The 25,676-nt window shown below is 40.9% G+C and carries 25 protein-coding genes, 2 tRNA genes and 1 other annotated feature; of the genes, 22 read left to right on the plus strand and 5 right to left on the minus strand.

Translation table 11 applies throughout. The features are described from left to right. Positions 1-207: 207 nt before the first annotated feature. The 12 genes from AC5FEC_RS05015 (at position 208) to AC5FEC_RS05070 (ending at position 8,962) form a co-directional block, all read left to right on the plus strand. Complete coding sequence (locus AC5FEC_RS05015; RefSeq protein WP_304949353.1) at positions 208-1,263, plus strand: branched-chain amino acid aminotransferase; 1,056 nt, start codon at positions 208-210, stop codon at positions 1,261-1,263. Positions 1,264-1,355: 92 nt separating this feature from the next. Further along, positions 1,356-1,586 carry a DUF2969 domain-containing protein gene (locus AC5FEC_RS05020; protein ID WP_037616269.1) on the plus strand — a complete coding sequence of 77 codons (231 nt, stop codon included), beginning with the start codon at positions 1,356-1,358 and terminating at the stop codon, positions 1,584-1,586. Positions 1,587-1,635: 49 nt separating this feature from the next. Next, a tRNA-Tyr gene (locus AC5FEC_RS05025) sits at positions 1,636-1,716 on the plus strand. 49 nt (positions 1,717-1,765) lie between these two features. Then, positions 1,766-1,837 (plus strand) — tRNA-Gln (locus tag AC5FEC_RS05030). Between the two features lie 163 nt (positions 1,838-2,000). Next, entirely contained in the window at positions 2,001-3,203 is a 1,203-nt protein-coding gene (gene rpsA / locus AC5FEC_RS05035) for a 30S ribosomal protein S1 (protein WP_037616267.1), read from the plus strand. Between the two features lie 132 nt (positions 3,204-3,335). Then, positions 3,336-3,425: a sequence feature (ribosomal protein L21 leader region), on the plus strand. A 34-nt stretch (positions 3,426-3,459) separates the two neighbouring features. Next, complete coding sequence (gene rplU, locus AC5FEC_RS05040; protein ID WP_485671170.1) at positions 3,460-3,774, plus strand: 50S ribosomal protein L21; 315 nt, start codon at positions 3,460-3,462, stop codon at positions 3,772-3,774. Between the two features lie 15 nt (positions 3,775-3,789). Further along, the gene (locus tag AC5FEC_RS05045; protein ID WP_037616265.1) at positions 3,790-4,134 is read left to right on the plus strand and encodes a ribosomal-processing cysteine protease Prp; all 345 of its coding nucleotides are present in this window, start codon (positions 3,790-3,792) and stop codon (positions 4,132-4,134) included. A 17-nt stretch (positions 4,135-4,151) separates the two neighbouring features. Next, complete coding sequence (gene rpmA, locus AC5FEC_RS05050) at positions 4,152-4,445, plus strand: 50S ribosomal protein L27 (RefSeq protein WP_003032879.1); 294 nt, start codon at positions 4,152-4,154, stop codon at positions 4,443-4,445. A 162-nt stretch (positions 4,446-4,607) separates the two neighbouring features. Beyond that, a complete protein-coding gene (locus AC5FEC_RS05055; protein ID WP_493661498.1) occupies positions 4,608-6,593 on the plus strand; it encodes an NACHT domain-containing protein in 1,986 nt (661 codons plus the stop codon). Between the two features lie 103 nt (positions 6,594-6,696). Then, complete coding sequence (locus AC5FEC_RS05060) at positions 6,697-7,002, plus strand: rhodanese-like domain-containing protein (protein WP_493661499.1); 306 nt, start codon at positions 6,697-6,699, stop codon at positions 7,000-7,002. Positions 7,003-7,019: 17 nt separating this feature from the next. Continuing rightward, entirely contained in the window at positions 7,020-8,672 is a 1,653-nt protein-coding gene (locus AC5FEC_RS05065; RefSeq protein ID WP_493661500.1) for an FAD-dependent oxidoreductase, read from the plus strand. Then, positions 8,669-8,962: a rhodanese-like domain-containing protein gene (locus AC5FEC_RS05070; RefSeq protein WP_062198446.1), complete on the plus strand. Its 294-nt coding sequence runs from the start codon at positions 8,669-8,671 to the stop codon at positions 8,960-8,962. Before AC5FEC_RS05065 ends, AC5FEC_RS05070 begins: the two co-directional genes overlap by 4 nt. Positions 8,963-9,012: 50 nt before the next feature. Here AC5FEC_RS05070 and AC5FEC_RS05075 read toward each other — a convergent pair whose 3' ends face one another. Together AC5FEC_RS05075 and AC5FEC_RS05080 are read right to left on the minus strand one after the other, a co-directional pair. Beyond that, positions 9,013-9,501: a prolyl-tRNA synthetase associated domain-containing protein gene (locus tag AC5FEC_RS05075; protein WP_062198444.1), complete on the minus strand. Its 489-nt coding sequence runs from the start codon at positions 9,499-9,501 to the stop codon at positions 9,013-9,015. Between the two features lie 118 nt (positions 9,502-9,619). Next, positions 9,620-9,877 carry a metal-sensitive transcriptional regulator gene (locus AC5FEC_RS05080; protein ID WP_037616256.1) on the minus strand — a complete coding sequence of 86 codons (258 nt, stop codon included), beginning with the start codon at positions 9,875-9,877 and terminating at the stop codon, positions 9,620-9,622. Positions 9,878-10,074: 197 nt separating this feature from the next. On the opposite strand from AC5FEC_RS05080, the gene AC5FEC_RS05085 reads away from it, so the two are divergent. From AC5FEC_RS05085 to AC5FEC_RS05115, 7 genes are all read left to right on the plus strand, one after another. Further along, positions 10,075-12,051 carry a peptide ABC transporter substrate-binding protein gene (locus AC5FEC_RS05085; RefSeq protein WP_493661501.1) on the plus strand — a complete coding sequence of 659 codons (1,977 nt, stop codon included), beginning with the start codon at positions 10,075-10,077 and terminating at the stop codon, positions 12,049-12,051. A gap of 216 nt (positions 12,052-12,267) precedes the next feature. Beyond that, positions 12,268-12,867: a hypothetical protein gene (locus AC5FEC_RS05090; protein ID WP_493661502.1), complete on the plus strand. Its 600-nt coding sequence runs from the start codon at positions 12,268-12,270 to the stop codon at positions 12,865-12,867. A gap of 90 nt (positions 12,868-12,957) precedes the next feature. Continuing rightward, on the plus strand, positions 12,958-13,818 hold the full coding sequence (locus AC5FEC_RS05095) for a GNAT family N-acetyltransferase (RefSeq protein WP_493661503.1): 861 nt from the start codon (positions 12,958-12,960) through the stop codon (positions 13,816-13,818). 65 nt (positions 13,819-13,883) lie between these two features. Then, positions 13,884-14,516: a copper homeostasis protein CutC gene (locus AC5FEC_RS05100; protein WP_493661504.1), complete on the plus strand. Its 633-nt coding sequence runs from the start codon at positions 13,884-13,886 to the stop codon at positions 14,514-14,516. A gap of 11 nt (positions 14,517-14,527) precedes the next feature. Next, positions 14,528-15,199 (plus strand): MmcQ/YjbR family DNA-binding protein, encoded by a 672-nt coding sequence (locus tag AC5FEC_RS05105; RefSeq protein ID WP_493661505.1) that lies wholly within the window; start codon positions 14,528-14,530, stop codon positions 15,197-15,199. Between the two features lie 112 nt (positions 15,200-15,311). Beyond that, a complete protein-coding gene (locus tag AC5FEC_RS05110; RefSeq protein WP_493661506.1) occupies positions 15,312-17,060 on the plus strand; it encodes an ABC transporter ATP-binding protein in 1,749 nt (582 codons plus the stop codon). Beyond that, positions 17,057-18,796, plus strand: coding sequence for an ABC transporter ATP-binding protein (locus tag AC5FEC_RS05115; RefSeq protein ID WP_493661507.1), 1,740 nt, complete (start codon positions 17,057-17,059; stop codon positions 18,794-18,796). Before AC5FEC_RS05110 ends, AC5FEC_RS05115 begins: the two co-directional genes overlap by 4 nt. Positions 18,797-19,100: 304 nt before the next feature. Here AC5FEC_RS05115 and AC5FEC_RS05120 read toward each other — a convergent pair whose 3' ends face one another. The 3 genes from AC5FEC_RS05120 to AC5FEC_RS05130 form a co-directional block, all read right to left on the minus strand. Beyond that, positions 19,101-20,408: an aminotransferase-like domain-containing protein gene (locus AC5FEC_RS05120; protein ID WP_493661508.1), complete on the minus strand. Its 1,308-nt coding sequence runs from the start codon at positions 20,406-20,408 to the stop codon at positions 19,101-19,103. A gap of 140 nt (positions 20,409-20,548) precedes the next feature. Next, entirely contained in the window at positions 20,549-21,061 is a 513-nt protein-coding gene (locus tag AC5FEC_RS05125; RefSeq protein WP_217473381.1) for a transcription repressor NadR, read from the minus strand. A gap of 38 nt (positions 21,062-21,099) precedes the next feature. Then, positions 21,100-21,624, minus strand: coding sequence for an ECF transporter S component (locus AC5FEC_RS05130; RefSeq protein WP_493661509.1), 525 nt, complete (start codon positions 21,622-21,624; stop codon positions 21,100-21,102). 210 nt (positions 21,625-21,834) lie between these two features. On the opposite strand from AC5FEC_RS05130, the gene AC5FEC_RS05135 reads away from it, so the two are divergent. From AC5FEC_RS05135 to AC5FEC_RS05145, 3 genes are all read left to right on the plus strand, one after another. Next, positions 21,835-22,173 (plus strand): zinc ribbon domain-containing protein YjdM, encoded by a 339-nt coding sequence (locus AC5FEC_RS05135; protein WP_005590197.1) that lies wholly within the window; start codon positions 21,835-21,837, stop codon positions 22,171-22,173. 8 nt (positions 22,174-22,181) lie between these two features. Beyond that, complete coding sequence (locus AC5FEC_RS05140) at positions 22,182-22,811, plus strand: Pr6Pr family membrane protein (protein WP_037614957.1); 630 nt, start codon at positions 22,182-22,184, stop codon at positions 22,809-22,811. Positions 22,812-22,945: 134 nt separating this feature from the next. Further along, positions 22,946-25,534, plus strand: a complete 2,589-nt coding sequence (locus AC5FEC_RS05145) for a leucine-rich repeat domain-containing protein (RefSeq protein WP_493661510.1) — start codon at positions 22,946-22,948, stop codon at positions 25,532-25,534. The last annotated feature ends 142 nt before the right edge of the window (positions 25,535-25,676 follow it).

A 25,676-nucleotide genomic window follows, 5' to 3' on the forward strand; every position in this document is an offset into this window, starting at 1 on the left:
CACCTCCGCACAGTTGAGTAGGGCTGTAAAAGCTGATGAAATCAGCGTAGTAGAGCCCACTCAACCACTGCGTCTTGCTCGACAATCCAAAAACAATTGAGAGGCTAGGACTTTTGTCCCAGCCTCATTTTTAAAAGAAATTTTCAGAATATTGCAAATAAAACTTGAAGTTTTCATAAAAAGGTGTAAAATAGGGAGTATCTATAAATTGAAAGATTAGGAAAAGAGGAAAAGACTATGACAGTAAATCTTGACTGGGAAAATCTTGGATTTTCATATATGAAATTACCCTATCGCTATATCGCTCATTACCGGAATGGTCAGTGGGAGAAGGGCCAGCTGACAGAAGATGCGACCCTGCATATTTCTGAGTCCTCGCCGTGTCTTCACTATGGCCAGCAGGCTTTTGAGGGGCTGAAAGCTTATCGCACTAAGGATGGCAGTATCCAGCTTTTCCGTCCAGATGAAAATGCTAAGCGCCTGCAACGCACGTCAGATCGCCTGCTCATGCCACAAGTTCCTACAGAAATGTTTGTGGATGCGGTCAAGCAGGTTGTTCGCGCCAATCAAGAATATGTTCCGCCATACGGAACAGGTGGTACCCTTTATATTCGTCCGCTCTTGATTGGGGTTGGTGATATTATCGGAGTAAAGCCAGCAGAGGAGTACATTTTCACCATTTTCGCCATGCCGGTTGGCAATTACTTCAAGGGTGGCTTGATGCCAACTAATTTCTTGATTCAGGATGAATACGACCGAGCAGCTCCACACGGTACAGGTGCGGCTAAGGTTGGTGGGAATTATGCGTCCAGTCTTCTGCCAGGAAAAATTGCTAAAGAAAAGAACTTTTCTGATGTCATTTACTTGGACCCTGCGACTCACACTAAGATTGAGGAAGTCGGTTCTGCCAATTTCTTTGGGATTACTAAGGATAATGAATTTGTGACTCCGCTCAGTCCATCCATTCTACCCTCTATTACCAAATATTCTCTGCTTTATCTGGCCGAGCATCGTCTGGGCCTGACCCCGATTGAGGGTGATGTAGCTATTGATGATTTGGATCGATTTGTTGAAGCAGGAGCCTGTGGAACAGCGGCTGTTATCTCACCTATCGGAGGCATCCAGCATGGTGATGATTTCCATGTTTTTTACAGTGAAACAGAAGTCGGCCCAGTGACCCGCAGACTTTATGATGAGCTGACTGGTATCCAATTTGGTGATGTGGAAGCTCCAGAAGGTTGGATTGTCAAAGTAGATGAATAACCCAAGAGCCCTTTGAGGCTCTTTTTAATGACGAAATCACTTGCCAGCTTTGCTATTTTCGTGTAAAATAGAGACTTGAAAGAGGTAGAAGAATGAGTAAAAAAGATAAAAAAATTGAGATTCAGATTGCAGATAGCAAGGTAACGGTCGGCGCCGATCAATTTGATGGCTACACCCTCTCCATTGGAAAAAAGATAATTGGTGAGATTGCGGAGTTTGATGGCCAATTTGCAGTTGTAAAAAATGGAAATGTTGAAAGTTTTTATAAAAAGCTTGAAAAAGCAGTGGAAAGTTTGATTGAAATCTACAATTTAGGTAAATAAGGGCTTGCATTTTCATGATATCAATGATATAATAATTGTCGTTGATTGCGGAGAGATAGCGAAGAGGCTAAACGCGGCGGACTGTAAATCCGCTCCTTCGGGTTCGGGGGTTCGAATCCCTCTCTCTCCATTAGCGTTACTTGTGATGATGATAAAGTAACTTTTGTCAGCGCTCATCTTGGGGTATAGCCAAGCGGTAAGGCAAGGGACTTTGACTCCCTCATGCGTTGGTTCGAATCCAGCTACCCCAGTTCTTAGGTAATAGATCAGATAAATGATAAAATATCGTTGGATATTTTATTTCTTTATAGGGTGGAAAACGTTAAAGATAAATCAAATGTCGTTTGCGGGTGCTTAGGAAAATAATTATAAGTATGTCAAGTAGTATACTTGATTGTTGGAGGATTTTTTTAGATGAATGAATTTGAAGATTTGCTAAACAGTGTTAGCCAAGTTGAGCCAGGTGATGTCGTTACTGCTGAAGTATTGACTGTTGACGCTAACCAAGCTAATGTTGCAATCGCTGGAACTGGTGTTGAGGGTGTTTTGACTCTTCGTGAGTTGACAAACGACCGTGATGCAGACATTAATGACCTTGTAAAACCAGGTGAAACACTTGAATTGCTTGTTCTTCGTCAAGTAGTAGGTAAAGACACTGATACTGTAACTTACCTAGTATCTAAAAAACGTTTAGAAGCTCGCAAAGCATGGGACAAATTGGTTGGTCGTGAAGAAGAAGTTGTTACTGTTAAGGGCACTCGTGCTGTTAAAGGTGGACTTTCTGTTGAGTTTGAAGGACTTCGTGGATTTATTCCAGCTTCAATGCTCGATACTCGTTTCGTTCGCAACACTGAGCGTTTTGTAGGTCAAGAATTTGATGCTAAGATCAAAGAAGTAGATCCAAAAGAAAACCGCTTCATCCTTTCACGTCGTGAAGTTGTAGAAGCAGCTGCAGCTGCAGCTCGTGCGGAAGTATTTGGCAAGCTCAATGTTGGTGATGTTGTGACTGGTAAAGTTGCTCGTATCACAAGCTTTGGTGCTTTCATTGATCTTGGTGGTGTTGATGGATTGGTTCACTTGACTGAACTTTCTCACGAACGCAATGTTTCACCAAAATCTGTTGTTTCAGTTGGTGAAGAAATCGAAGTGAAGGTTCTTGACTTGAACGAAGAGGAAGGCCGTGTGTCACTTTCACTTAAAGCAACAACTCCTGGACCTTGGGATGGCGTTGAGCAAAAACTTGCTGCTGGTGATGTGATTGAAGGAACAGTAAAACGTTTGACTGACTTCGGTGCTTTCGTTGAAGTATTGCCAGGAATTGATGGACTTGTTCATATCTCACAAATTTCACACAAACGTGTTGAAAATCCAAAAGATGCGCTTAAAGTTGGTCAAGAAGTGACTGTTAAAGTTCTTGAAGTAAATGCTGCCGCTGAGCGTGTATCACTTTCTATCAAGGCTCTTGAAGAACGTCCAGCTCAAGAAGAAGGACAAAAAGAAGAAAAACGTCAATCTCGTCCACGTCGCCCACGTCGTCAAGAAAAACGTGACTTTGAGCTTCCAGAAACTCAAACTGGTTTCTCAATGGCTGATCTTTTTGGTGACATCGAATTGTAATTTTAGATTAAGAAGTCAGGTAATCCTGGCTTTTTAGTTTGTAAGAAAATAATTTGAAAAAGTTGTTTTTATTCAAATATATTACTTGTCAAAGTAGGTAATAAGTGCTATACTAAGAATGTTGACTATGCACAGCCTGTGCAACCGCTCGAACATCGTAGCTCATATTTAGTGAGTATTAAGTGGTTCGTCCCACGATGCTAGGCGAGTCTTCACAAAATCCGGGGAATCCCAAAAAAATCATAGGAGGTGCATAATGAGCACATACGCAATCATTAAAACTGGCGGAAAACAAGTTAAAGTTGAAGTTGGTCAAGCTATCTACGTTGAAAAATTGGATGTTGAAGCTGGTCAAGAAGTGACTTTTAACGAAGTTGTTCTTGTTGGTGGTGATAAAACTGTTGTCGGAACTCCACTTGTTGCTGGAGCTACTGTAGTTGGAACTGTTGAAAAACAAGGAAAACAAAAGAAAGTTGTTACTTACAAGTACAAACCTAAAAAAGGTAGCCACCGTAAACAAGGTCACCGTCAACCATACACTAAAGTTGTCATTAACGCAATCAACGCTTAATTTATAGGAGAACACATGATACAGGCAGTCTTTGAGAAAGCCGAAGATGGCGAGCTGAGGAGTGCGGAAATTACTGGACACGCCGAAAGTGGCGAATACGGCTTTGATGTCGTGTGTGCATCGGTTTCTACGCTTGCCATAAATTTCATCAATTCCATTGAAAAATTTGCAGGCTACGAACCAATCTTAGAATTAAACGAAGAAGAAGGCGGATTTTTACGAGTAGAAATACCGACAGATATTCCGCCACACCAGAGAGAAATGACTCAACTTTTCTTTGAATCATTCTTCTTGGGAATGGCAAACTTATCGGAGGACTCATCTGAGTTCGTCCAAACCAGAGTTATCACAGAAAACTAACACGGAGGAAAAACACTATGTTAAAAATGAATCTTGCAAACTTGCAACTTTTCGCCCACAAAAAAGGTGGAGGTTCAACGTCAAACGGACGTGATTCACAAGCAAAACGTCTTGGAGCTAAAGCAGCTGATGGACAAACTGTAACTGGAGGATCTATCCTTTACCGTCAACGCGGTACTCACATCTACCCAGGTGTTAACGTTGGCCGCGGTGGAGACGATACATTGTTCGCGAAAGTTGAAGGCGTAGTACGCTTTGAACGTAAAGGTCGCGATAAGAAACAAGTATCAGTTTACCCAATTGCGAAATAATTCATTATTGATAAAAATCCCTGTCTCAAGATTGGGATTTTTATTTTTAAAAAAATTTGAAATCGTTTCCTTTTGTGAAATCATTTTAAAAGAAATTGTTGCTACATGCAATGTTTTTTTTGTATAATAGAGTTGTTATAAGGATATTCTAGGGAGGGCAATATGGGATTTCTGGGTTTAGCTATTTCAGCTTTGTTAAATAATACGTTGATTCAATTAAAAGATGAATTGGTGGATTTTGGTGTAGATAATTGGGAAAAATTTGAAACTAGATTTAATAAAAGTTTTACCTCCTATTTTGAGGGTTCATTTAAGAGAGTGAAGAATATTCCGTTTGTGTTAAGCGGTACAAATAATGTCGATTTGCTTTCTATTTTCCAGCCCACTTATTTAAAATCAGAAATAAGTGATGTGAGATGTTATACTGCTGATTTAGATAACATTTTAGAAAAATCTAATAATGCTTGGATTTATGGATATGGTGGCATTGGTAAATCAACCATGCTGAAGTACTTTTTTCTTAAGGAGATTGAAAAAGCTACGAGTAATAATAATCAAAGAATTCCCATTTATATTGAATTGAGGAAATATAATTTTGATTCGAATAAAAGAAGGGAATTTTTAAATTTTATATATGAAGAAGCTAAAGTATTAGGGTTTGATTTAGAGTTTAAGTATTTTGAATATATGGCAAAAAAAGGGCGTTTTATTTTTCTTTTGGATGCTTTTGATGAAATAGCTTCAAATAATATGGAACAAGCCGCGACGGAGATAGAAGAATTAGCTACCAAATATTCTAATAATCCAATCCTTGTGACTAGCCGGAAATTACCTTTTAATCATATAAATAATGCCACTTTATTTCATCCCTACCAAACGAATGGCTTAAGTAAAGAGGAAGCAATAGCATTAATAAAGCGCATCAGTACATTGTTTATATCAGATTCAAAAGAAGAGGTCTTTGAACGATTTATTAAGAGTTTAGAAGAACGACTGTATGATGAATATCAATCATTTGCAGAAAATCCTATATTGCTTTTTTTGATGCTACAAATGTTTGAAAGAAATGCAAGTTTTCCGACTGAAAAAGCTACATTTATCAAAGATTCTTACCGACTGCTCTATAAAGAACATGATCATTCAAAATTAGTTGCTCTAACTAGAGAGTTTAAAACCGACTTACCTGAGTCTACGATGATGCGGGTGATTTCTTATCTCTGTTTTCTCACTTATTTTGAAAATAATGGAGGGAAATCAGAGTTTACAGAAAGTGAGATTCTTTCTTTGCTAGATAGGGTATTAAATAACGAAGGCTTATCTTTGACAAGGGCAGAAGATTTGCTTGCTGATTTGATAACCCGTCTATGTATCATACATAAAGAGGGACGATCTTACTATTTTGTCCATAATATTTTCCAAGAATTTTACGCGGCAAACTATTTATATTATGAGTTGTATGATGAAACCCAAGAACAATTTTTTAAAGATAATTTTCTTACTAAAGACATGAATAGTCGTTTGATTGAAACTACTTTAGAATATTATCATGAGTTGGATAAAGAATTTAATAAGAAAAAGTTAAGCTACAATATCTTCCTGCCAGTTTTAGAAGAATTTAAATCTAGAAATAAAGGAAGAGACTTTATTGAATTGGATACGATTTCATACAGAGTGAAACTATCTCCTAAAGGTGAGGGGGACATTATTTTCTATGATTTGGGTTCTTATGTTTTAGATTATTTTATGGATTATACTAAAATAGATTATTTGTCAGTGCAAGATAAAAATCTGCCTTTGCCTGTGAAATTACCTAAAATTAAAGCCATAGAGACACATTTTATATATTCCGAATTTTCTGGTAATTTAACGGATGAAGAGTATTTTCAACTGTGTGTTAAAATTGATAATGAACTCCAAAACGTAAAACTAACAAATGAAGCAATGGAACTTATGGAAAAGTATAAGCTAGACTTGATTTATTTCTTTATCGACTATAGTACGATTTGTAAAGACGCTGCATGGTATGAAGTCTTCAAAAATAGTAGAGCATATGAGCGCTTAAAGGCTATTGACGACTGGGTGATCAAGACAAGACTCGAAAAAGAAGCGGATAAAAGAAAAATCCCAATTTTAAATTTTAAAAAATAAATCGGCAATATCTGCTGATTTATTTGGTTTTGAAATCGTTTCCTTGACATTTTCTCTTCTTAGTGTTTTAATATACCCTATAGGGGTATAAAGGAGAAAAAATATGTTTCATTTTTTTACAAAGATAGATAGTATTTCAACGGATGAGTTGGAGAAGCGATTGAAGTCTAATATCCAACTAATTGATGTACGGATGCCATCCGAATTTCGTAGAGGACATATCAAAGAGGCCCAGAATGTTCCTTTGAGCCAAATTGGTCAATTTGCTCCAGCTAAAAAGGAGACGATTTATGTCATCTGTCATTCAGGCATGCGGAGTAAGATGGCAGCGAAAAATCTGAAGAAAAAGGGCTATGATGTTGTCAATGTCCGCGGTGGTATGAGCGCTTGGACAGGTAAAACCATTTAAGTAGAAGGGGTTAAACAATGAAAATTGTTATCATTGGTGGAGTTGCAGGTGGTATGTCTGCGGCAACACGTTTAAGACGGCTGATGGAAGATGCTGAAATTGTAATTTTTGAAAAAGGTCCTTTTGTATCTTTTGCGAACTGCGGCCTGCCTTATTATATTTCTGGTGAAATTGCTGAGCGAGATTCTCTTTTGGTTCAAACACCTGAAAGTCTCAAGGCGCGCTTTAACTTGGATGTGCGACCTTTTCATGAGGTGGTGAAAATTTCTCCTGAAGAGCACACGGTGACGGTGGTTCATGACGGTTCAGAGTTCACAGAGAAGTATGACAAGCTGATTCTTTCACCGGGGGCGAAGCCTTTTATTCCTGAGATTGAAGGACTTTCAGAAGCAACTAATGTATTCACTTTGCGCAATGTTCCAGACTTGGATCAGATCATGTTAGCCTTGGATGAAGAGCCTCAAGAGGCTGTGGTCATCGGTGCTGGATTTATCGGTCTGGAAACGGCTGAAAATCTGCGCAAGCGTGGCTTGAATGTGACAATCGTAGAAAAGGCACCGCATGTCTTGCCACCACTTGATGAGGAAATGGCAGCTTTTGTCCAAGCGGAATTAGCCGATAAGGGAGTGAAAGTCATCACTTCCCAGTCAGCGACTCGCTTCGAAGAAAATGGCAAAGTAATCGTCTTGGAAGACGGTCAAAAATTGACTTCAGATGTGACCATTCTCTCTGTCGGGGTCCAGCCTGAAAATAGCTTGGCTAAGGCAGCCGGCATTGAGACAGGTCTTCGTGGGGGAATCTTAATTGATGAACATTATGAGACGAGTCAGAAAGATATTTTTGCAGTCGGAGACGCCATCCTTGTCAAGCAGGAAATTACTGGTGATGATGCTTTGATTGCTCTAGCTTCGCCTGCTAATCGACAAGGGCGTCAGGTAGCAGATGTGCTTGCTGGCTTGGAGCGGAAGAATAAGGGAAGCATTGGCACGGCTATTGTGCGTGTCTTTGAGATGACAGCCGCTTCAACAGGCCTGAACGAGCGTTTCCTTCAGCAAAATCACTTGCCTTATCAAGCGATTCATGTCAGCGGGAAGGATCATGCAGGCTACTATCCAGGTGCGACTGACTTGATCTTGAAATTGCTCTTTGAGCCAAAAACTGGCAAAATCTATGGTGCTCAAGGTGTGGGTAAAAAAGGCGTTGATAAGCGGATTGATATTCTGGCGACGGCTATTAAAGGAAATCTGACGATTTTTGATTTGCCAGAGCTGGAATTTACCTATGCACCACCTTTTGGCTCAGCCAAGGATCCAGTCAATATGCTGGGCTATGCAGCTATGAATCTAGCAGAAGGCTTGAGTGAAAATATCCAATGGCACCAGCTGAAAGATGAGCTGGCAAGCGGGAAACTCTTTTTAGATGTCCGGACACTTAATGAGTTTAAACAAGGACGCCTGAAGGCGGACAAGACAGTTCATATTCCGCTAAATGAACTCAGAGAACGCTTGACTGAGCTGGATAAGGAAGCAGAATATATCGTGAGCTGTCACAGCGGTCTGCGCAGCTATATTGCCGAGCGAATCTTAAAACAAGCAGGATTTTCAGTGAAAAATCTAGACGGAGCCTATGCTTTATACAAAATGGTAAAACCAGAAGGAGTAGAAAAATGAAAACCATCTCAGCAGCTGACTTAGAGCAGCAGTATCAATCTGAACAACTGGCAATCGTAGATGTGCGTGAAAGACATGAATTTCAAGCGGGTCATATCCCGACCGCTGCCAATCTCCCTCTAAGCGAGTTGGAAACGAGCTATAAAAAGCTTGAACCACAGTATAAATATTATATTATTTGTCAAGCAGGGGCACGCTCAGCAGCAGCTTGCCAGTTTCTTGCCATGCAAGGATTTGATGTGACCAACGTTTCGGGTGGCATGAACGCTTGGTCAGGAGAGATTAAATGATACATAAAAAAACGATTCAATTTTGCAGTTGAATCGTTTTTGTTATAGATTTATAATTCGATGATATGAGGCGTGTAACCAATATCTTCTAGGAAGCGTAGGATATCCTTAGTGTCTAAGAAAAGTGTTTTCTCATTTGTATTAGGATGGAAACACATGCGTTTTTCATCCATGATTTCTTTGTCAAAAAAGACTTCGATATCTTTGCTTTCGTTATTTAAAAGGCCAAAAGGAGAGACGGTGCCAGGAGGTAACTTCATTTTTTCGAAAAGACTGTCTGAGGAGGCCATTCTAATACGATTAGCTCCAACTAAATCTTTGAATAAATCCATGTCCAGCATTTTTTTATCATCCATGATCAGCAAGTAATAAGCTGTTTTTTTCTTATTGGTGAGAAACATGGTTTTGGTGCGGACTCCGTCGATGCCCTCTATGAAGGAGTCGGCTTGCTCTGTCGTCAGGACAGGCTCGTGTTTAACTAATTCAAAAGAAATATCCAATTCTTTTAATTTTTCTTTGACTGCTAAGTATGGGTCCATTTGAATCTCTTTCTATAAAATATGAGGCAAGGGGAGTGTGTACATGTGAAAAAAATAATTTTATTTACAATTTTGGTTGTCTATTAGTAAAGCAAGAGGAGCGCTTGATACTGCCTTCTTATTTTCGGCTGATGAGGAAACGAATAGCTTTTTCAATACGCTCCTTTTGATCCAGAGGGTTTTCCAAAGGATTTTCCAAACACTCTGTCAAATGTTCTGTAATAACCATCTCAATAACGCGGTCAACACTAGAGCGAACAGCTAGTAACTGCGTAAGGACATCTGAACAATCTCGATTTTCCTCAATCATCTTTTGAATCCCTCTCAATTGTCCTTCAGAACGTTTGAGACGAGTGATATAATTAGAATCGGCCATCATCTTTCCTCACTTAATTACCTTTATTTTATTATATTCTTTTAAAAAATGTTTGTCAAAGTTTCTATATTTTGGCTAATATTTTTAGAAAATTCATACATATTTGTTGTTTTTCCTCCTCTATCTATTTACTTTTTATATTTTTTTTGATATAATTATCCATGTTATAAAATATAACATTAAAAGGAGGTTTATTAATGAAAGCATCTAAATGGCTTATTACAACTGGTGTCGTACTTAGTGCTGGCCTGTTACTGTCTGGTTGTGGGAATTCAACATCCAGTACTTCAACTTATACCTATGTTTATGGATCAGATCCTGATAGCTTGAACTACCTTACTGCAAACCGTGCAACGACTTCTGACGTGATCACTAATTTGGTCGATGGTTTGTTAGAAAATGATGAATACGGGAATTTGATTCCATCTCTGGCAGAGTCATGGACAGTTTCTGAAGACGGTCTTACCTATACTTATAAGCTACGAAAAGATGCGAAATGGTATACTTCTGAAGGTGAAGAATATGCGGATGTGAAAGCAAAAGACTTTGTAGCTGGTCTGAAATATGCTGCTGATGAGAATTCAGAAGCTCTTTACTTAGTGCAAGATTCTGTCAAAGGCTTGGATGCCTACGTAAGAGGAGAAGATAAAGATTTTGCAAATGTTGGTGTCAAAGCTCTGGATGACCACACTGTTCAGTACACACTGACTCGGCAAGAACCTTACTGGAATTCTAAGACGACTAGTACCATTCTTTTCCCAGTAAATGAAGAATTTGTTAAATCGGAAGGAAGCAATTTTGGTTCTGTGAAACCATCAAGTATCCTTTACAATGGTCCCTACCTTTTGAAAGCATTGACTTCAAAGTCTGTGATGGAATTTGTTAAAAATCCAAACTACTATGACAAGGATAAAGTTAGCATTGAAAATATTAAACTAACTTACTATGATGGAACGGACCAGGAAGCTCTCATTCGTAACTTTAATGATGGTGTTTATAGTGCTGCTCGTCTGTACCCAAATAGCTCTGGTTTTGCTGCTGCTCAGAAGAAATACGCTGATAACATTATTTACAGCGAACAAGACTCAACTTCTTATTATGCTAACTTTAACTACAACCGTCAATCATATAATCACACTTCCAAAACAACTGACGCTCAAAAGTCTGCTACTAATGAAGCGATTATGAATAAAGAGTTCCGTCAAGCGGTGAACTTTGCGTTTGACCGTACCTCATACGGAGCTCAAGGAAATGGTGAAGCTGGTGCAACTAAACTGTTGAGAAACTTGCTGGTTCCGCCTACTTTTGTTCAAATTGGGGATAAAACATTTGGCGAAGTAGTCTCAGAAAAAGTAGTAAAATACGGTACTCAATGGGAAAATATGGATTTCTCAGACGCGCAGGATGCTTACTATAATCCCGAAAAAGCAAAAGCAAAATTTGCAGAAGCAAAAGCTGCTCTCCAAGCTAAAGGAGTGGAGTTCCCAATTCATTTGGACATGCCGGTTGATCAGTCAAGCTCAATTTCAGTTCAATGGGCAAGTTCAATGAAACAGTCCATCGAATCAAACCTTGGTGCAGAAAATGTTGTCATTGATCTGCAGAAGATGAGTACTGATGATATTAATAATATTACTTACTTTGCAAATACTGCTGCTCAAAAAGATTATGACCTTTCTGGTGGTGGTTGGACTGCGGATTATCAAGATCCATCTACTTATTTGGATACTCTGAATATTAAAAACGGAGGAAGTCTGCAAAACTTTGGTTTTGAACCTGGACAAGACGTGAATAATGAAAAAGTTAAAGCACTTGGTTTAGATACATATACCAGCATGCTTGAAGAAGCAAATGCAGAAACTACAAATGTACAAGCTCGTTATGAAAAATATGCAGAAGCTGAAGCTTGGCTCATTGATAGCGGTTTGATTATGCCGACAGTTTCTCAAGGTGCAACTCCGCGTGTGACGAAGTCAGTGCCGTTTAGTAAGGCTTACTCTCTTGTAGGGGCTAAGGGTGCTTCAGGATTTAACTTCAAGTTGACTAAACTGCAGTCTGATGTTGTGACTGTGAAGGAATACGAAGCTGCTAAGAAAAAATGGGAAGAAGAAACGGCTGCTTCAAATAAGAAAGCACAGGAAGAACTGGCTGACCACGTCGAAAAAAATAAATAGAATTTTATAGAAATGATTCTGGAAAAAGAGAAGACATCTCGGTCTTCTCTTTTTTGCTATTTGAAAAACGGCTGATTTTTCAGATTACTTATATTTTTATCCTACTGTCATTTTCTTAATGGTTTTGTTACAGAAAAACACCTGAAAATAGTGTAAAATAAGATAAATACTGATATCTGTTGATAGAATGGATATTGAAATGTAAAGGAAAATACTATGTTTAAACTAGTTAGAAAACTGTTTGGGTTTGCTATATTGCTCTTTCTGGCAGCGGTCATTTTTTTAGTACCATCATCAGTCAACTCAAAGGAACAATTAAAAAATATTGAAGGAAGCGCTTCTTGGACCAGTATTATTGAGCCGGCTTTGAGCAATGCTAATGTTACAGCTCAGGGCATCAGTACAGAAGTATCTCTCAATACTGCTCAGGTTAATCAGCTTTTAAAAACTTCCTTGTCAGGCGATCAGAATAAGGAGTTGCTGGAGGCTGTTTACAGTATCAATGGAGACAAACTCAGAGTCCAGTATCCTCTTAAATTGGCCTTTGTGGATAGTAAGGTGGATTTGGACTTGGATGTGGTTTTTATAAATAATGCTCTGCATTTTGATATTACTAGTGCTAAGTTGGGGAAGTTTCCCATCCCTAAATCTCTGGTGACTGCTATTCTCAAACAGCATCTGGCGGCCAATAATAACTCTATTGCAATCGAAGGGGATCATTTCATCTTCTCTTTGCCTCAGTCGCAGTTCAGTATTGACAAGGTCAGTCTTCAAGATAATCATGTGAAAATCCAGTTCAGTGTGGGTTTGCTTTAATCTCATTTTCAAAAACTTCATTTGATGCCAGTTTGCACTAGCTCAAGTGGAGTTTTTATACTATCGTTTTTCAGTTGTAAAGGAGAAAAGATGCCTATTCCAAATGTCAGACAAGAAGAGTCGATAATGGTTGATAATGGCCTGCGTTTACGGGCTTATGATGGTCAGTTTGAGTTAGCTTTTGATTGGTATCAGGATCCAGATGTGATTTATTTGATTGATGGTAATAGAAATCCATACTCACTGGAGCGGATTCAAAGGATGTATGAGTATTTGGCGGCACGGGGCGAAGTGTATTTTATCGAGGTATGGGAGCAGGAGCGTTGGTTGCCAATTGGTGATGTGACTTTTTGGCAGGAAGATTTGCCTATTGTGATAGGCAATGTGGCTTATCGGGGGCAGGGGATTGGAAGGAAAGTCATTTCTGCCTTGGTTGAGCGTGGGCGTTTGCTAGGTTATCATCAGCTGGCTGTCCAAGAGATTTTTGATTTTAATCAAGCTTCACGCCGAATGTTTGAGGCGATTGGTTTTTATCAAACAGTTCCTAAGGAGAAAGGATGGGCCTACGCTTTGGATTTAAGTTTACCTCTTACGAAGATTCAGCCTAGTCAGTTTTATCTTTCACAGGATAAGCTGGACAAGATTAGTATTGATTTTGAAGCTGGGGAGATGTCTCCCTTACCCATAAAACGCTTGGATGGTAAGATTTTCTTTACCGATGGACATAGCAGAGCTTTTGAGGCCTATCGTGCTGGGCTTTCGGATATTCCAGTCTATTTTGATGGAGACGAGCTCAACTGGGATTTTTACAGATACTGTGTCCAAGCCTGTGAGAAAATGGGAATCTTTTCAATAGCTGATTTGCAGAATAGGATTTTGTCTCAGTCGGATTATCAGATTCAGTGGCTGGACTGGTGTAAAAAAGAATGCAGAAAATTTGGCAGCAGCTAAACTCAGCGAGATTTTTGTGTTATAATAGATAGAGAAAATCAATATATTAAATTTGAGGTAGCGCTATGATTTACGAATTTTGTGCGGAGAATGTGACTTTGGTAGACAAGGCTTTGGAGGCTGGAGCAAGGAGGATTGAGCTGTGTGACAATCTGACAGTCGGTGGGACAACGCCTAGCTACGGTGTCATTGAGGCAGCAGTTCGCATGGTCCAGCCTTATGATGCAACTGTGATGACCATGATTCGGCCTCGCGGTGGAGATTTTGTCTATTCAGATTTGGAAATCGAGATAATGCTTTCGGATATTCAGAAGGCACGTGAGGCGGGCAGCCACGGTCTAGTTTTTGGTGTTTTGACAGAAAATAATGAGATCGATTATCCTAAGATGGAGCAGTTGCTAGAAGCCGCTCAGGGGCTAGATGTGGTCTTTCATATGGCTTTTGATGCGATTCCTGCTGAGTATCAGTTTGGGGAGTTAGACTGGTTGGTTGAACATGGAGTGAAGCGGATTTTGACTCACGGAGGATTAGCGTCAGAGTCCATTTTCGAGCATTTAGCTTGGCTAGATGAGCTGATTGAGCATGCGGCAGGGCGGATAGAGATTTTACCTGGTGGTGGGATTAATCTAGAAAATCGTGCCGAGATTGTTGACACTTTGGGTGTTGATCAATTACATGGGACCAGAGTGGTATTTTAGAAGGAAAATTCATGCTGGATTTATTTGACAAATACAGACCGAAGGAAGAAAGTTTGCTGGATTATGGCTTTGTCAGATCTGGGGCAGAGTACAGCTATTCGACCAAGATTATGGCTGGCGACTTCCAGATGGATGTGCTGATTTCCGATGGAAAGCTGGATTTTCAGGTCATTGACCTAGATACGGGAGAGGAATACCGGCAGGTCAAGATGGAGAGTATGACAGGTGAGTTTGTCGGTCAAGTCAGGGAGGCCTGTCAGGAGGTTTTGCTGGATATTCGGCAGCATTGCTTTAAGGAAGTAGGCTTTCTTTATGAGCAAAGTCAGCGACTGAGTAGCTATGTGGTAGCTACTTATCAGGGGCAGTTGGAGTATCTCTGGGAGAATTCTTCTCGTAAAAGCACTAATGGGGCAGCTGTTTTTCGCCATCAGGATAGCAAGAAATGGTACGGAGCTTTTTTGACGACTGACTGGTCTAAGTTTGAGAAGGATCGCAGTGGTGCGATCGAGGTTCTCAATGTCAAGAGTGACCGAGTTGCGGAACTTATTCATCAAAAAGGAATTTATCCCGCCTTTCATATGAATAAAAAATACTGGCTCAGCCTGCCTCTGGATGGGACGCTGTCGGATCAGCAACTTTTTGATTTGCTGGATACCAGTTTTGCTCTGACCAAGAAAAAATGAGCATGATTTACAAGAGTTTCATTTTCAGCTGAAATAGCGTATAATAGAGATAGTGAGAAACGGACAGTCGGATTAGGGGCTGTCCGTCCTTTGTTTGGAATGAGGAAACGAAATGAATCTTATCAGAAAACTGGACTGGTTTTTTAAACTGGAGAAGCGGCGCTATATTATCGGTATTTTGGCCTTGTCTCTGGTCAGTGTGTTTAATCTGATTCCGCCACGGGTCATTGGACAGGTTATAGACCGGATTGCTGGGCAGAATCTGACTGCTGGGGAACTGGCTTATAATCTTCTTCTTTTGATTTTGTCTGCTTTTATTATGTATGGTTTGCGGTATGTCTGGCGGCTCTACATCTTTGGCACAGCAAATAATCTGGGACGCATCTTACGTTTTCGGCTTTTTGAGCATTTTACGCATATGTCGCCAAGTTTTTATCAAAAATACCGAACGGGTGACCTCATGGCTCACGCAACCAATGATATCAATGCCGTAGTCAGTGTGGCTGGCGGTGGTGTTATGTCAGCGGTAGATGCTTCTATTACAGCCTTGGTGACCCTCATCACCATGTTTCTGGTCTTGGACTGGCGGTTGACTCTGATTGCGATTCTCCCTCTGCCCCTTCTATCCTGGGGGACCAGTTTGATTGGTCGGAAGAATCACGAGAGCTTTAAAGCGGCTCAGGAGGCTTTTTCTGATCTCAACAATAAAGTTCAGGAAAGCGTAGCGGGGATTAAAGTAACCAAGTCCTTTGGCTATCAGAATGCGGAGACGGAGTCTTTTGCGGCCATCAACCAAGAAGTCTATCAAAAGAATATCTTGGCTGCTAAGTATAATTCCCTGTTTGACCCTATGGTGCTGATTTTTGTCGGCTTATCCTATGTTCTGACCTTGATTTTCGGGGGCATGTTTATCTCTAAAGGTCAATTTACAGTCGGTGAGCTGGTTACCTTTATGACTTATCTGGATATGCTAGTGTGGCCGCTGCAAGCGATGGGGTACCTAGTGAATATCAGCCAGCGGGGAGCCGTTTCCTATGAACGGATTGAGAAGTTGCTAGCTGAGGAGTCAGATGTCGAGGAAGCCCAGCAGCCACTTGCCAGTATTCAAAATGGTCGACTGGACTATGAGATAGATTACTTTGCTTATGAGAACGAAGTGACTTTGAAGGATATTCACTTTACATTAGAAAAAGGGCAGACCTTGGGGATTGTCGGGCCGACTGGATCTGGGAAGACCACCTTGCTACGACTCTTGCTACGGGAGCAGGATATTCAGGAAGGAGCTATTTATCTGAACGGTCACGATATCCGAGAGTATGGCCTTAAGGAACTGCGAAGTCTGATTGGCTATGTACCTCAGGATCAGATTCTTTTTGCCCTGTCCATTCGGGACAATATCCGCTTTGCCAATCCAGAACTGTCAGAAGAGAAAGTCATCCGAGCAGCCCAGCTTTGTGGTGTTTATGAGGATATTAAGGCTATGCCGGATGGTTTGGATACGCTGCTTGGTGAGCGGGGTGTCTCGCTTTCTGGTGGTCAAAAGCAGCGTTTGGCTATGAGCAGAGCCCTCATCACACATCCAGAAATTTTGATCTTGGATGATTCCTTGTCAGCAGTGGATGCCAAGACCGAGCATGTGATTTTAGAAAATCTCAAGCAGGAGCGAGCTGACAAGACGACCATTATCACTGCTCATCGTCTGTCAGCCATTGTCCATGCGGATTTGATTTTAGTGCTGGAGAATGGACACATCAAGGAGCGAGGTACTCACCAAGAACTTCTAGCAGCACAGGGCTGGTATGCTCAAACCTATCAAAATCAGCAACTATATGAACGCTTTAAGGAGGAGTCTGCAAGATGACAAAACAATCAACTTTTAGACGCCTCCTAGGTTATATGTGGCGCTACAAATGGATTAGTCTACTGGCTCTAGTCTTTATTTTTGCGACAACTCTGGTGACAACGGCCTTGCCGCTCTTGGCTCGTTCTTACATTGATCAGTTTGTCAGTCGAGAGGCAGCCACAAGCGGTCTCTATCTGCTGGGGATTTACTATGGTCTCTTTCTTTTGCGGGTGCTTCTCACTTTTCTGGGGCAATATGCTTTTGCAAGGGTGGCCTACAGCATTGTCCGTGATCTTCGACAGGAAACTTTTGCGAATATGCAGCAATTACGGATGGCTTATTTTGATCAGACAGCAGCAGGGGCTATCGTTTCTCGCTTGACCAATGATACCCAGTCAGTAGCTGATATGTTTAGCAGTATTTTTTCTAACTTCCTCAGCTCCATGCTTATCTTGGTGGTGACAATCGCAACCATGCTGGCTCTGAATTGGCGGCTGACTTTGCTGATTGTCCTCTTTTTTCCTATCATGCTTGGCTCGATTATCCTGTATCAACGGCTCTCTAATCGCTTGCTCAAACAGGTTCGAGCCAGACTGAGCGACCTGAATGTCAAACTTTCTGAGAGCATTGAAGGGATGCGGATTATCCAAGCCTTTGGTCAGGAAGAGCGGCTTTTAGAAGAATTTGAAGTAATCAATGGGGAACATTTGGCTTTTAGCAATCGCTATCTGAATGTGAACAGCCTCTTTCTGCGCCCAGCCATGTCCTTGCTGAAAATCTTGGCTTATGCTCTTATTCTGATTTATTTTGGCTTGAGCTGGCAAGTAGCTGGAGTGACTGCAGGTGTCATGTATGCTTTCATCCAGTATGTCAACCAGCTTTTCAATCCCTTGATCGATGTCATGCAAAATTACTCAGTTCTTCAGACATCGATGGTGGCTGCGGAGCGCGTTTTTGAACTGATGGATCGTCGAGACTTTGAACCTGAGCAAGCAGAAGAAGGACCTGAGATTCAGGCAGGCAATATTGACTTTCGGCATGTAAGCTTTTCCTATGACGGAAAGAGAGAGATTCTAAAGGATATTTCCTTTAGCGTCAAGCAAGGTGAGACGATTGCTTTTGTCGGATCAACGGGTTCGGGCAAATCCTCCATTATCAACCTTTTCCTGCGCTTTTATGAATTTGAGAAAGGTAAGATTCTTATTGATGGCAGAGATATCAGAGACTACAGTCAAGCAGAGTTACGACGGAATATTGGTCTTGTTTTGCAGGATCCCTTCCTCTACCACGGTAGCATTGCCTCCAATATCCGCATGTATCAGGAGAGTCTCTCACAAGCAGAGGTCGAAGAAGCAGCTCGCTTTGTCGATGCCCATGATTTTATCAGCCAGCTAGCTCAGGGCTATGATAGTCCGGTTACTGAACGCGGCTCCACCTTCTCCAGTGGCCAACGACAGCTTTTGGCCTTTACCAGAACCATCGCAACCAAGCCTAAAATCTTGATTTTGGACGAAGCCACTGCCAATATCGATTCGGAAACTGAGGAGCTGATCCAGCATTCTCTCCGGAAAATGCGGCAGGGTCGAACTACTATTGCCATTGCCCATCGGCTATCTACGATTCAGGATGCTAATTGCATCTATGTCTTAGATAAAGGGCGCATTATTGAGTCTGGTAGCCATGAAGAGCTTCTAGCACAAAATGGGACGTATAAGAAAATGTATCAGCTGCAGGCTGGGATGTTAGATGCCTGATAAGCAAGGAGACATTCAAAGAAAGGGAGGCTGGGACAAAAGTCCGACCTCAAATATAAAAAGCGAACAAAACTAGTTTTCTGGTAATCAGAATTCTGCTTTGTTCGCTTTTTGCATTTAATTATAGATTTGAAGGGCTTAATAATTAAGATTTTTAAAAATTGAAATCTTTTTGTCCCAGCCTCCTCAATTGTCTTTGGATTGTCGAGCAAGACGCAGTGGTTGAGTGAGCTCTACTACACTGATTTTATCAGCTTTTACAGCCCTACTCAACTGTGCGGAGGTGGGACGACGAAATCGAATTCTAACGAATTACCGATTTCTGCTCCACTCTCTTTTTTAGATAGTCTTTTAATTTTTCCAGATTTTCTTTTAAATCATCAAACTGTAGCTTAGCGTAGTGGTAGGGGCAGGTCTGAATGTAGCTGCTTTCAAAAAAGTCCAGCGGCAGCTTGCTATGTTTGAGGGAGCTGACCGAGGGGAGGGATTTGAGGTCAAAAATCACGCCATCTGTTGTCAACTGGTGTGGCAGAGGGAAATTACTAGAGTCCAAGAGGAATTGTGCCTTATTTTTTTCAGTTTCTAGTCGTTTTAATAATGCCAGACGATTTTTTTCAAACATCAGATTGTCGATATAGAGGGAGAGAGACTTTTGCATGATGAGGTTGCTGTCGTAGTCAACCGCTCTTTTATAATCAAGAAATGTCTTCTGAATCTGTGGTGGCAGAGCCAAGGCTGTGATGCGCAGGGCAGGAAAGAGACTGGTAGAAAAAGACTTGATATAGAGGACATGCTGGCTGTCATCTAGATAGTGAAAAGGCAGTTCTCGCTTGCTATCAAAGTCGGCCAGATAGTCGTCTTCAACGATATAGACATCATAACGCTCAGCGAGGGCAAGAATTTCTTCCTTTTCTTGACGGCTGTAGGAATGTCCCAGAGGATAATGGAAACGGGGAATCGTATAGAAAAACTTAATCCGCCTTGTTTGAAAAATCGTCTCTAACTCTTTCAGGTCAATACCTGTCGGTTTACGTTCAATCGTCTCATAAGGCAGTTTCTGATTTAGCAGTAAATCATTGATCCGATGATAGGTTGGTTGCTCAACCAGAATGGTGTCTTTGCCATTTGGGAAATCAATCTGGGAGAGGATGTAGAGGGCTTGTTGGGTGCCGGAAGTCAAAATCAGATTGTCTGCAGAAGTGTAGATTGCGGAGTCCAAGAGCAAGCGCTGGACTGACTGTCGCAGCTCCTCCAATCCTTCTTGTTGGGAATAGTAGTTGAAAAGATAGTTTTCTCGACCAATCAGTGTTTCATTAACACACAGGCGGAAGTCTTCGTAGGCTTGGTGGCGGTCATCTGTCACAGCCAGCTTGATATCTTCCTTTTCCTTCTGGTTATTCTCCAAGACATAGTAGCCACTCTTAGGCACGGCATAAATGTACTTCTGATAACGAAGCTCAATCAAGGCCTTCTGAGCAGTATCTTTACTGCAGTGGTAGCGGTCTGCCAGCTTGCGGACGGAGGGAATCTTTTGCCCTGTAGTAAGCCTTCCCTTCTCAATATCCCTGATAATTTTATCCATGATAATTTGGTATTTTGCTTTTGCTGCCATTCTGTCCCCCTACAGATTTCTTTTCTCTTATTCTACCTTATTTCTAGGAAGTTGACAAAGTTTCTTGGTCATTTCAAAATGGAAAAACCAGCTTTGACTTCCTTTCAAAACTGGTTCAATCTAGAATATTTGCGTCGCGTTTATTCTTGCAGAAAGCCCAGTGTAGCTAAGGCTTCCTCGATATAGTCTAAGTCCTGCGGAGAATCTGCCTCGATTAAATGGTAGTGAATTCCATTTGTTAGCTCGGATAAGGCACGAAAATCGCTCTCTGTGATCTGCTCCAAAAATTGTTGCACATCGCGGCGGCAGGTCAATTTCAGATAGGTCTGGATTTCCCCATAGACAGGATGTTCAATCATGATATTTTGCACTCGTCCGCCATTATCAACGATGGTCAAAAGTTCGGCTTCGATATCATCCGCCTTGTGTTTAAGCTTAAAAAGCCGATGAAAATGGGCAGGTACGTTGCTTTCTTTATAGACATAACCTCTATTGGTACTGATAATAGGAGCACCGTCGGCTCGCAGCAGGGCAATATCCTGAACGATAATCTGGCGCGTGACATGAAATTGTTCCGCCAAAAATTGTCCGTTTAAAGGTTGCCGAGCTTCTTTTAAAAGCTCTAATAAATCATTTCTTCGTTTTTTTGTCATATCTTCATTGTAAATCAAAACTTTAGAAGATTCAAGGTTTAACGAATCTTTTTCAGAGCCTGATAGACAAATTTAGCAATGACAAAGTCTACCATACTGTGAACGACTGTACCAAGTCCGACCAAACCGAAGAGGATATAGAAGGCATTAGCTGGATAGGCTGTCGTTGTGTAAAAGAGAATGCAGACCACTACCTCACCAAAGGCATGAATCAGGGCCAGCACAAAATTAAAGATCCAAGTCTTTTTCTGACTGTCCAGTGTTTCAGGATGCTTTTGCAGATAAAGAGCGCCGATAGTCCCGAAGAGCAGGTGAGACAGGGCTCTCAGGGTGATGATGAAAGGAAGGCCGGACATGAAAAATCCGATGGTAGAGCCTAGGACGACAATCACTGTCATGAGAGGTGAGATGAACATGGCCAGAAAGATTGCAACGTGACTGGCCAAGGTGAAGGAAGCAGGCGGAATGACAATCTTAATCGGCATGACCAGTGGGATAACGATGGCTAATGCTGTCAAAAAAGCAGTCAGTGTCATAAACTGATTTTTAGATTTTGGTTTCATAACAATCTCCTTTTTGTTAGGTGTATATACACTAGAATAGTACACTGTTTTGTCAGAAAAGTCAAGAAAATTTTTAAAAATAGGATGATTTTTTCAGACTCATTTGTCAAATAAGATAAAATATCGTATAATAAGACGGTAAAATATGGATGTCATTCAGGTTCTGTTCTTTTTCTGAATGTATGTCCGCCGATAAGGAGAAATGATTTAATGAATAATTTGCCAAATTGCCCTAAATGTAACTCAGAATACGTTTATGAAGACGGAGTTCTCTTGGTTTGCCCAGAATGCGCCTACGAATGGGATCCGGCAGAAGTTGCAGCAGGAGAAGCTGGTCCAGTGGCTATTGATGCAAACGGAAATCAGTTGGCTGACGGCGATACGGTGACGCTGATTAAAGATTTGAAGGTTAAAGGTGCTCCTAAGGATCTCAAACAAGGAACGCGTGTGAAAAATATCCGTATTGTCGAAGGCGACCACAATATCGACTGTAAGATTGATGGATTTGGTGCGATGAAGCTCAAGTCAGAATTTGTCAAAAAAATCTGAGAAGCACTATGAATAAAAAAGTAATTTTTGCTTATCGCCTCCTTCTTCTGATTTTAGCTTTTGTCGGAGTCTATCTGGAAATCGCTAAATACGGCTGGGGGATGCTGATGTACTACACGGTCTTGTCCAATCTTCTGGTTCTTTTATTTATCGCCTACCTCATTTTTAGAATGTGGACGGACAATGACTGGGACAGCTCTAAGCTCTTGCGGGTAAAGGGCGGCGTGACCATGTGTATCATGATTACCTGCGTCGTTTATCACTTGCTCCTAGCTCCGATTGCGACAGACTTTTATCGGCTGGAAAATTTCCTTTGTCATTACATTGTGCCGCTCATGTTTTTCTTTGACAGTCTTGTATTTGACAAAAGTCGGCAGTATCGCTGGTTTGATCCCATTTCTTGGACAAGCGTACCTTTAGTTTACATGGCTTTTGCCTTATTTAATGGCTTTGTAACGCAAATCCCTATTCCGAAATCAAAAGATAATCCCTTTCCTTACTTTTTTTTGAATGTTTTTAAATACAAATGGCCCTATGTCATCAAGATGTGCGTGATTATCTTTGTGGCTTATCTGGTCTTTGGTTTTGTCTTTTACGGAATCAAAACCCTTTCTTTTTCAAAGAAGCAAAAAGCTTAGATAGTTATAATAGGAGATGAAAAACAGATTTTTTCTGTTTTTTATTTTGTCTCTATTTTTTTCTTGCCAATATCTGCTTTGTGTGATATAGTTAACTAGTTAATAATCAACCGGTTAAACATCGAGGAGGAAATATGACATTCAATAAAAAATTGTTAAGTTTAGCAGGAATTGTTTTAGCTTGTAACCTTTGCTTGGCGGCTTGCCAGTCTCAGTCATCTCATCAGGAGAACAGCAAGGAAAAGGTAAAAGTTAAGCGAGAGGTGAAAAAAGAAAGCAAAGCTAGTAAAAATGGGGCAGTTCCTGGTGTTGATAAGCCGACGGATGATGGCTTTCTTTTTAAAAGCGAGTCTCAAATTAAGGCTAGAACTAGTGAAGGTCTGATTTTAGAGCATGATGGCCATACGCATTTTATTTTTTATTCTGATTTAAAAAATAGTAAATGGGCCTATCTGATACCAAAAGATGGGCAAGCGCCTGCGGGCTCTGGCTCTGCTCAGCTGACAAATCAAATGAACACTGCCGATGATGGCTATGTTTTTAATCCTAAAGACATCGTGTCAGAAGACCAATACGGCTACGTGGTGCGCCACGGTGATCATTACCATTACATTTTGAAGCAGTCTGTAGGTAATCTTGCACAAGTACCAACTTATCGTCCAAACCTCTCTGGCAATGCCACGGGACATATTTATCAGCCGAGTCCTGTACCATCTTCTCCACAGCAGCAAGGCACAAATAAGCGTCAGTTTGCTGGGATTGATTACCCTACAAGTGATGGATTCTTATTTAAGGGTACAGGGGTAACGGGCAAGCTCGCTACAGGCTTGTTGGCAGATCATAATGGTCATACTCATTTCATTCCTTATGAGCAGCTGATTGCTTCGAAGTGGGAGTCGTTAATTCCAGCAGAATACAAGAAAGCTGCTGAAGATGCTTACTATGGCCGAAAAGGACAGCCGCAGCCTTCACCGGAACCATCGCCAGCACCAGCTCCTATACCTGATCCTACGCCTACGCCATCAAACGAGGAAGAAGAAATTGCTAAGAAAAAGGCATATTTGGCTCAGCAATTAGGAATCGATGAAAGCTTGATTCAAGTGAGTGATACGGATAAAGGAAAGGTATTCATCTACCCGCACGGCGACCACAGCCATTCGACTTTGATCAGTGAGATTGATACGACCAAGCCTTTTGACCCTCATGGAAATCCACACGCTCATGATGCAGTTGGTATGGCAACCTTGAAGGCCCTAGGATTTGATGATGAAATCATTGAAGATATTTTACATGCTACGGCTGACACCCCATTCCCATCAGACGAAACGGATTTGGAAAAGATGAAAGCTTGGCTGGCAACTGTAAAATACTTAAATATCGGCCAACGCAAAGATCCTTTGGAACGAAAAGGTTTAGATCTAATGCCAAATATTGAAGTTCTGGGAATTGGCTTTACCCCGATAAAGGACATCAGACCAGTCCTGCAATTTAAGCATTTAAAACAACTGTGGATGACAAAGACAGGCGTTACCAACTATGATTTCTTAAAAGAAATTCCGACATTGGAAGGCTTAGACATTTCGCAGAATGGCATCACTGATTTGTCTTTCTTGAAGGATTATCCAAATCTGAAAACAGTCGCAGCAGCGGGAAATGAGATTACCGATATCTCGCCTTTGGCTAAGCTGAAAAATCTAGAGTCATTGAATCTTGACTACAATAATATTTCTGATATTTCTGCTTTGTCGAAGCTTTCAAAATTAAAAGCAGTAAGTTTAGAGCACAATCAACTGCAAGATGTTTCTGCTCTGAGCCAAAAAGAAGATTTAACAAGGCTTTTCTTATCCAACAATCCGAACATAAATCTCAATACCCTCAAAGCTTCCCATCTGGAAGAATTAACAGCTGACAATTCCAATGTTGAGAGCTTGAACTTCCTGAAATCTAATCCAAATCTGACAACTCTAAGCCTAAATGGCAATCGCCTGACTTCGCTGGCAGGAGTTGAAGCTGCTAAGAACTTAGTTACCTTGTCCGCAACACAAAACAAGATTAAAACTTTAGACATTCCAGCCACTCAGTCTTCCTTGAAGAATTTAAACTTGGCTGAGAATGAGCTGAAAAACTTGGAAGGAATTAATCAGTTTAGGGCTTTAGACAATCTCGCTGTCAACAAGAATAAAATCACAACCTTGGCGCTGCAGGAGCCAAATAAGACGGTGACCTATATCAATGTCAGCGACAATCATATTCCCAAAGCAGAGCTTGAATTGAATGAAAAGCAAATTCCAAAGGCTTTGGCACAGCATTTCCCAGATGTACAGGGGGGCAGCATTGATAATAATAAGCCTGCGGATGCAAAAGCTGAAGAAATTACTGCTTTAAAAAATCAAGAAGCTACTGAAAACAAAACTGAAGAAAATAAGGAAGTGGTAAACGAGAGCGAAGCTGACGGAAGGGTTTCACAAGAGAAGGAAGCATCTGATAAACCAGCCTCAGCTGAAGCAAGCATTCAGCAAGCTCTAAAAGATGCCGAGCATCCAGCTGCATCTCCTGAAGCAGAGGTAAACGAGCAAGCGGAAGCTTCTTCAAAACCATCATCAGAAGAAGTGCCAGCTGCCGAAAAGTCTGCATTAAATGATGAGCCAGCTCAAGCAGCAGACAAAGAAAATCAAAAGGATCCGAAAGATAAGGAAAAAGCGGATAAAGAAGCTAATCACTGATGCTTATCTAAGACAATCATAAAAAACATAATTTTTTTCTTGAAATAGTTTTTAATTTGTGATATAGTATAAAAAATTAAATAATCCTTTAATTCTATCCAGAGAGATGGGCAAGGAGCAAAGTAAAAATGATGGGCGGAGT

It is taken from the genome of Streptococcus sp. STC1396 (genome assembly GCF_058933875.1).

Bases quoted from the DNA above. Each gene is read 5' to 3' on its own strand.
- AC5FEC_RS05020 (WP_037616269.1), top strand. From the start codon at position 1,356: ATGAGTAAAAAAGATAAAAAAATTGAGATTCAGATTGCAGATAGCAAG.
- rpsA (WP_037616267.1), top strand. From the start codon at position 2,001: ATGAATGAATTTGAAGATTTGCTAAACAGTGTTAGCCAAGTTGAGCCA.
- rplU (WP_485671170.1), top strand. From the start codon at position 3,460: ATGAGCACATACGCAATCATTAAAACTGGCGGAAAACAAGTTAAAGTT.
- AC5FEC_RS05045 (WP_037616265.1), top strand. From the start codon at position 3,790: ATGATACAGGCAGTCTTTGAGAAAGCCGAAGATGGCGAGCTGAGGAGT.
- rpmA (WP_003032879.1), top strand. From the start codon at position 4,152: ATGTTAAAAATGAATCTTGCAAACTTGCAACTTTTCGCCCACAAAAAA.
- AC5FEC_RS05055 (WP_493661498.1), top strand. From the start codon at position 4,608: ATGGGATTTCTGGGTTTAGCTATTTCAGCTTTGTTAAATAATACGTTG.
- AC5FEC_RS05060 (WP_493661499.1), top strand. From the start codon at position 6,697: ATGTTTCATTTTTTTACAAAGATAGATAGTATTTCAACGGATGAGTTG.
- AC5FEC_RS05065 (WP_493661500.1), top strand. From the start codon at position 7,020: ATGAAAATTGTTATCATTGGTGGAGTTGCAGGTGGTATGTCTGCGGCA.
- AC5FEC_RS05070 (WP_062198446.1), top strand. From the start codon at position 8,669: ATGAAAACCATCTCAGCAGCTGACTTAGAGCAGCAGTATCAATCTGAA.
- AC5FEC_RS05075 (WP_062198444.1), bottom strand. From the start codon at position 9,501: ATGGACCCATACTTAGCAGTCAAAGAAAAATTAAAAGAATTGGATATT.
- AC5FEC_RS05080 (WP_037616256.1), bottom strand. From the start codon at position 9,877: ATGGCCGATTCTAATTATATCACTCGTCTCAAACGTTCTGAAGGACAA.
- AC5FEC_RS05085 (WP_493661501.1), top strand. From the start codon at position 10,075: ATGAAAGCATCTAAATGGCTTATTACAACTGGTGTCGTACTTAGTGCT.
- AC5FEC_RS05090 (WP_493661502.1), top strand. From the start codon at position 12,268: ATGTTTAAACTAGTTAGAAAACTGTTTGGGTTTGCTATATTGCTCTTT.
- AC5FEC_RS05095 (WP_493661503.1), top strand. From the start codon at position 12,958: ATGCCTATTCCAAATGTCAGACAAGAAGAGTCGATAATGGTTGATAAT.
- AC5FEC_RS05100 (WP_493661504.1), top strand. From the start codon at position 13,884: ATGATTTACGAATTTTGTGCGGAGAATGTGACTTTGGTAGACAAGGCT.
- AC5FEC_RS05105 (WP_493661505.1), top strand. From the start codon at position 14,528: ATGCTGGATTTATTTGACAAATACAGACCGAAGGAAGAAAGTTTGCTG.
- AC5FEC_RS05110 (WP_493661506.1), top strand. From the start codon at position 15,312: ATGAATCTTATCAGAAAACTGGACTGGTTTTTTAAACTGGAGAAGCGG.
- AC5FEC_RS05115 (WP_493661507.1), top strand. From the start codon at position 17,057: ATGACAAAACAATCAACTTTTAGACGCCTCCTAGGTTATATGTGGCGC.
- AC5FEC_RS05120 (WP_493661508.1), bottom strand. From the start codon at position 20,408: ATGGCAGCAAAAGCAAAATACCAAATTATCATGGATAAAATTATCAGG.
- AC5FEC_RS05125 (WP_217473381.1), bottom strand. From the start codon at position 21,061: ATGACAAAAAAACGAAGAAATGATTTATTAGAGCTTTTAAAAGAAGCT.
- AC5FEC_RS05130 (WP_493661509.1), bottom strand. From the start codon at position 21,624: ATGAAACCAAAATCTAAAAATCAGTTTATGACACTGACTGCTTTTTTG.
- AC5FEC_RS05135 (WP_005590197.1), top strand. From the start codon at position 21,835: ATGAATAATTTGCCAAATTGCCCTAAATGTAACTCAGAATACGTTTAT.
- AC5FEC_RS05140 (WP_037614957.1), top strand. From the start codon at position 22,182: ATGAATAAAAAAGTAATTTTTGCTTATCGCCTCCTTCTTCTGATTTTA.
- AC5FEC_RS05145 (WP_493661510.1), top strand. From the start codon at position 22,946: ATGACATTCAATAAAAAATTGTTAAGTTTAGCAGGAATTGTTTTAGCT.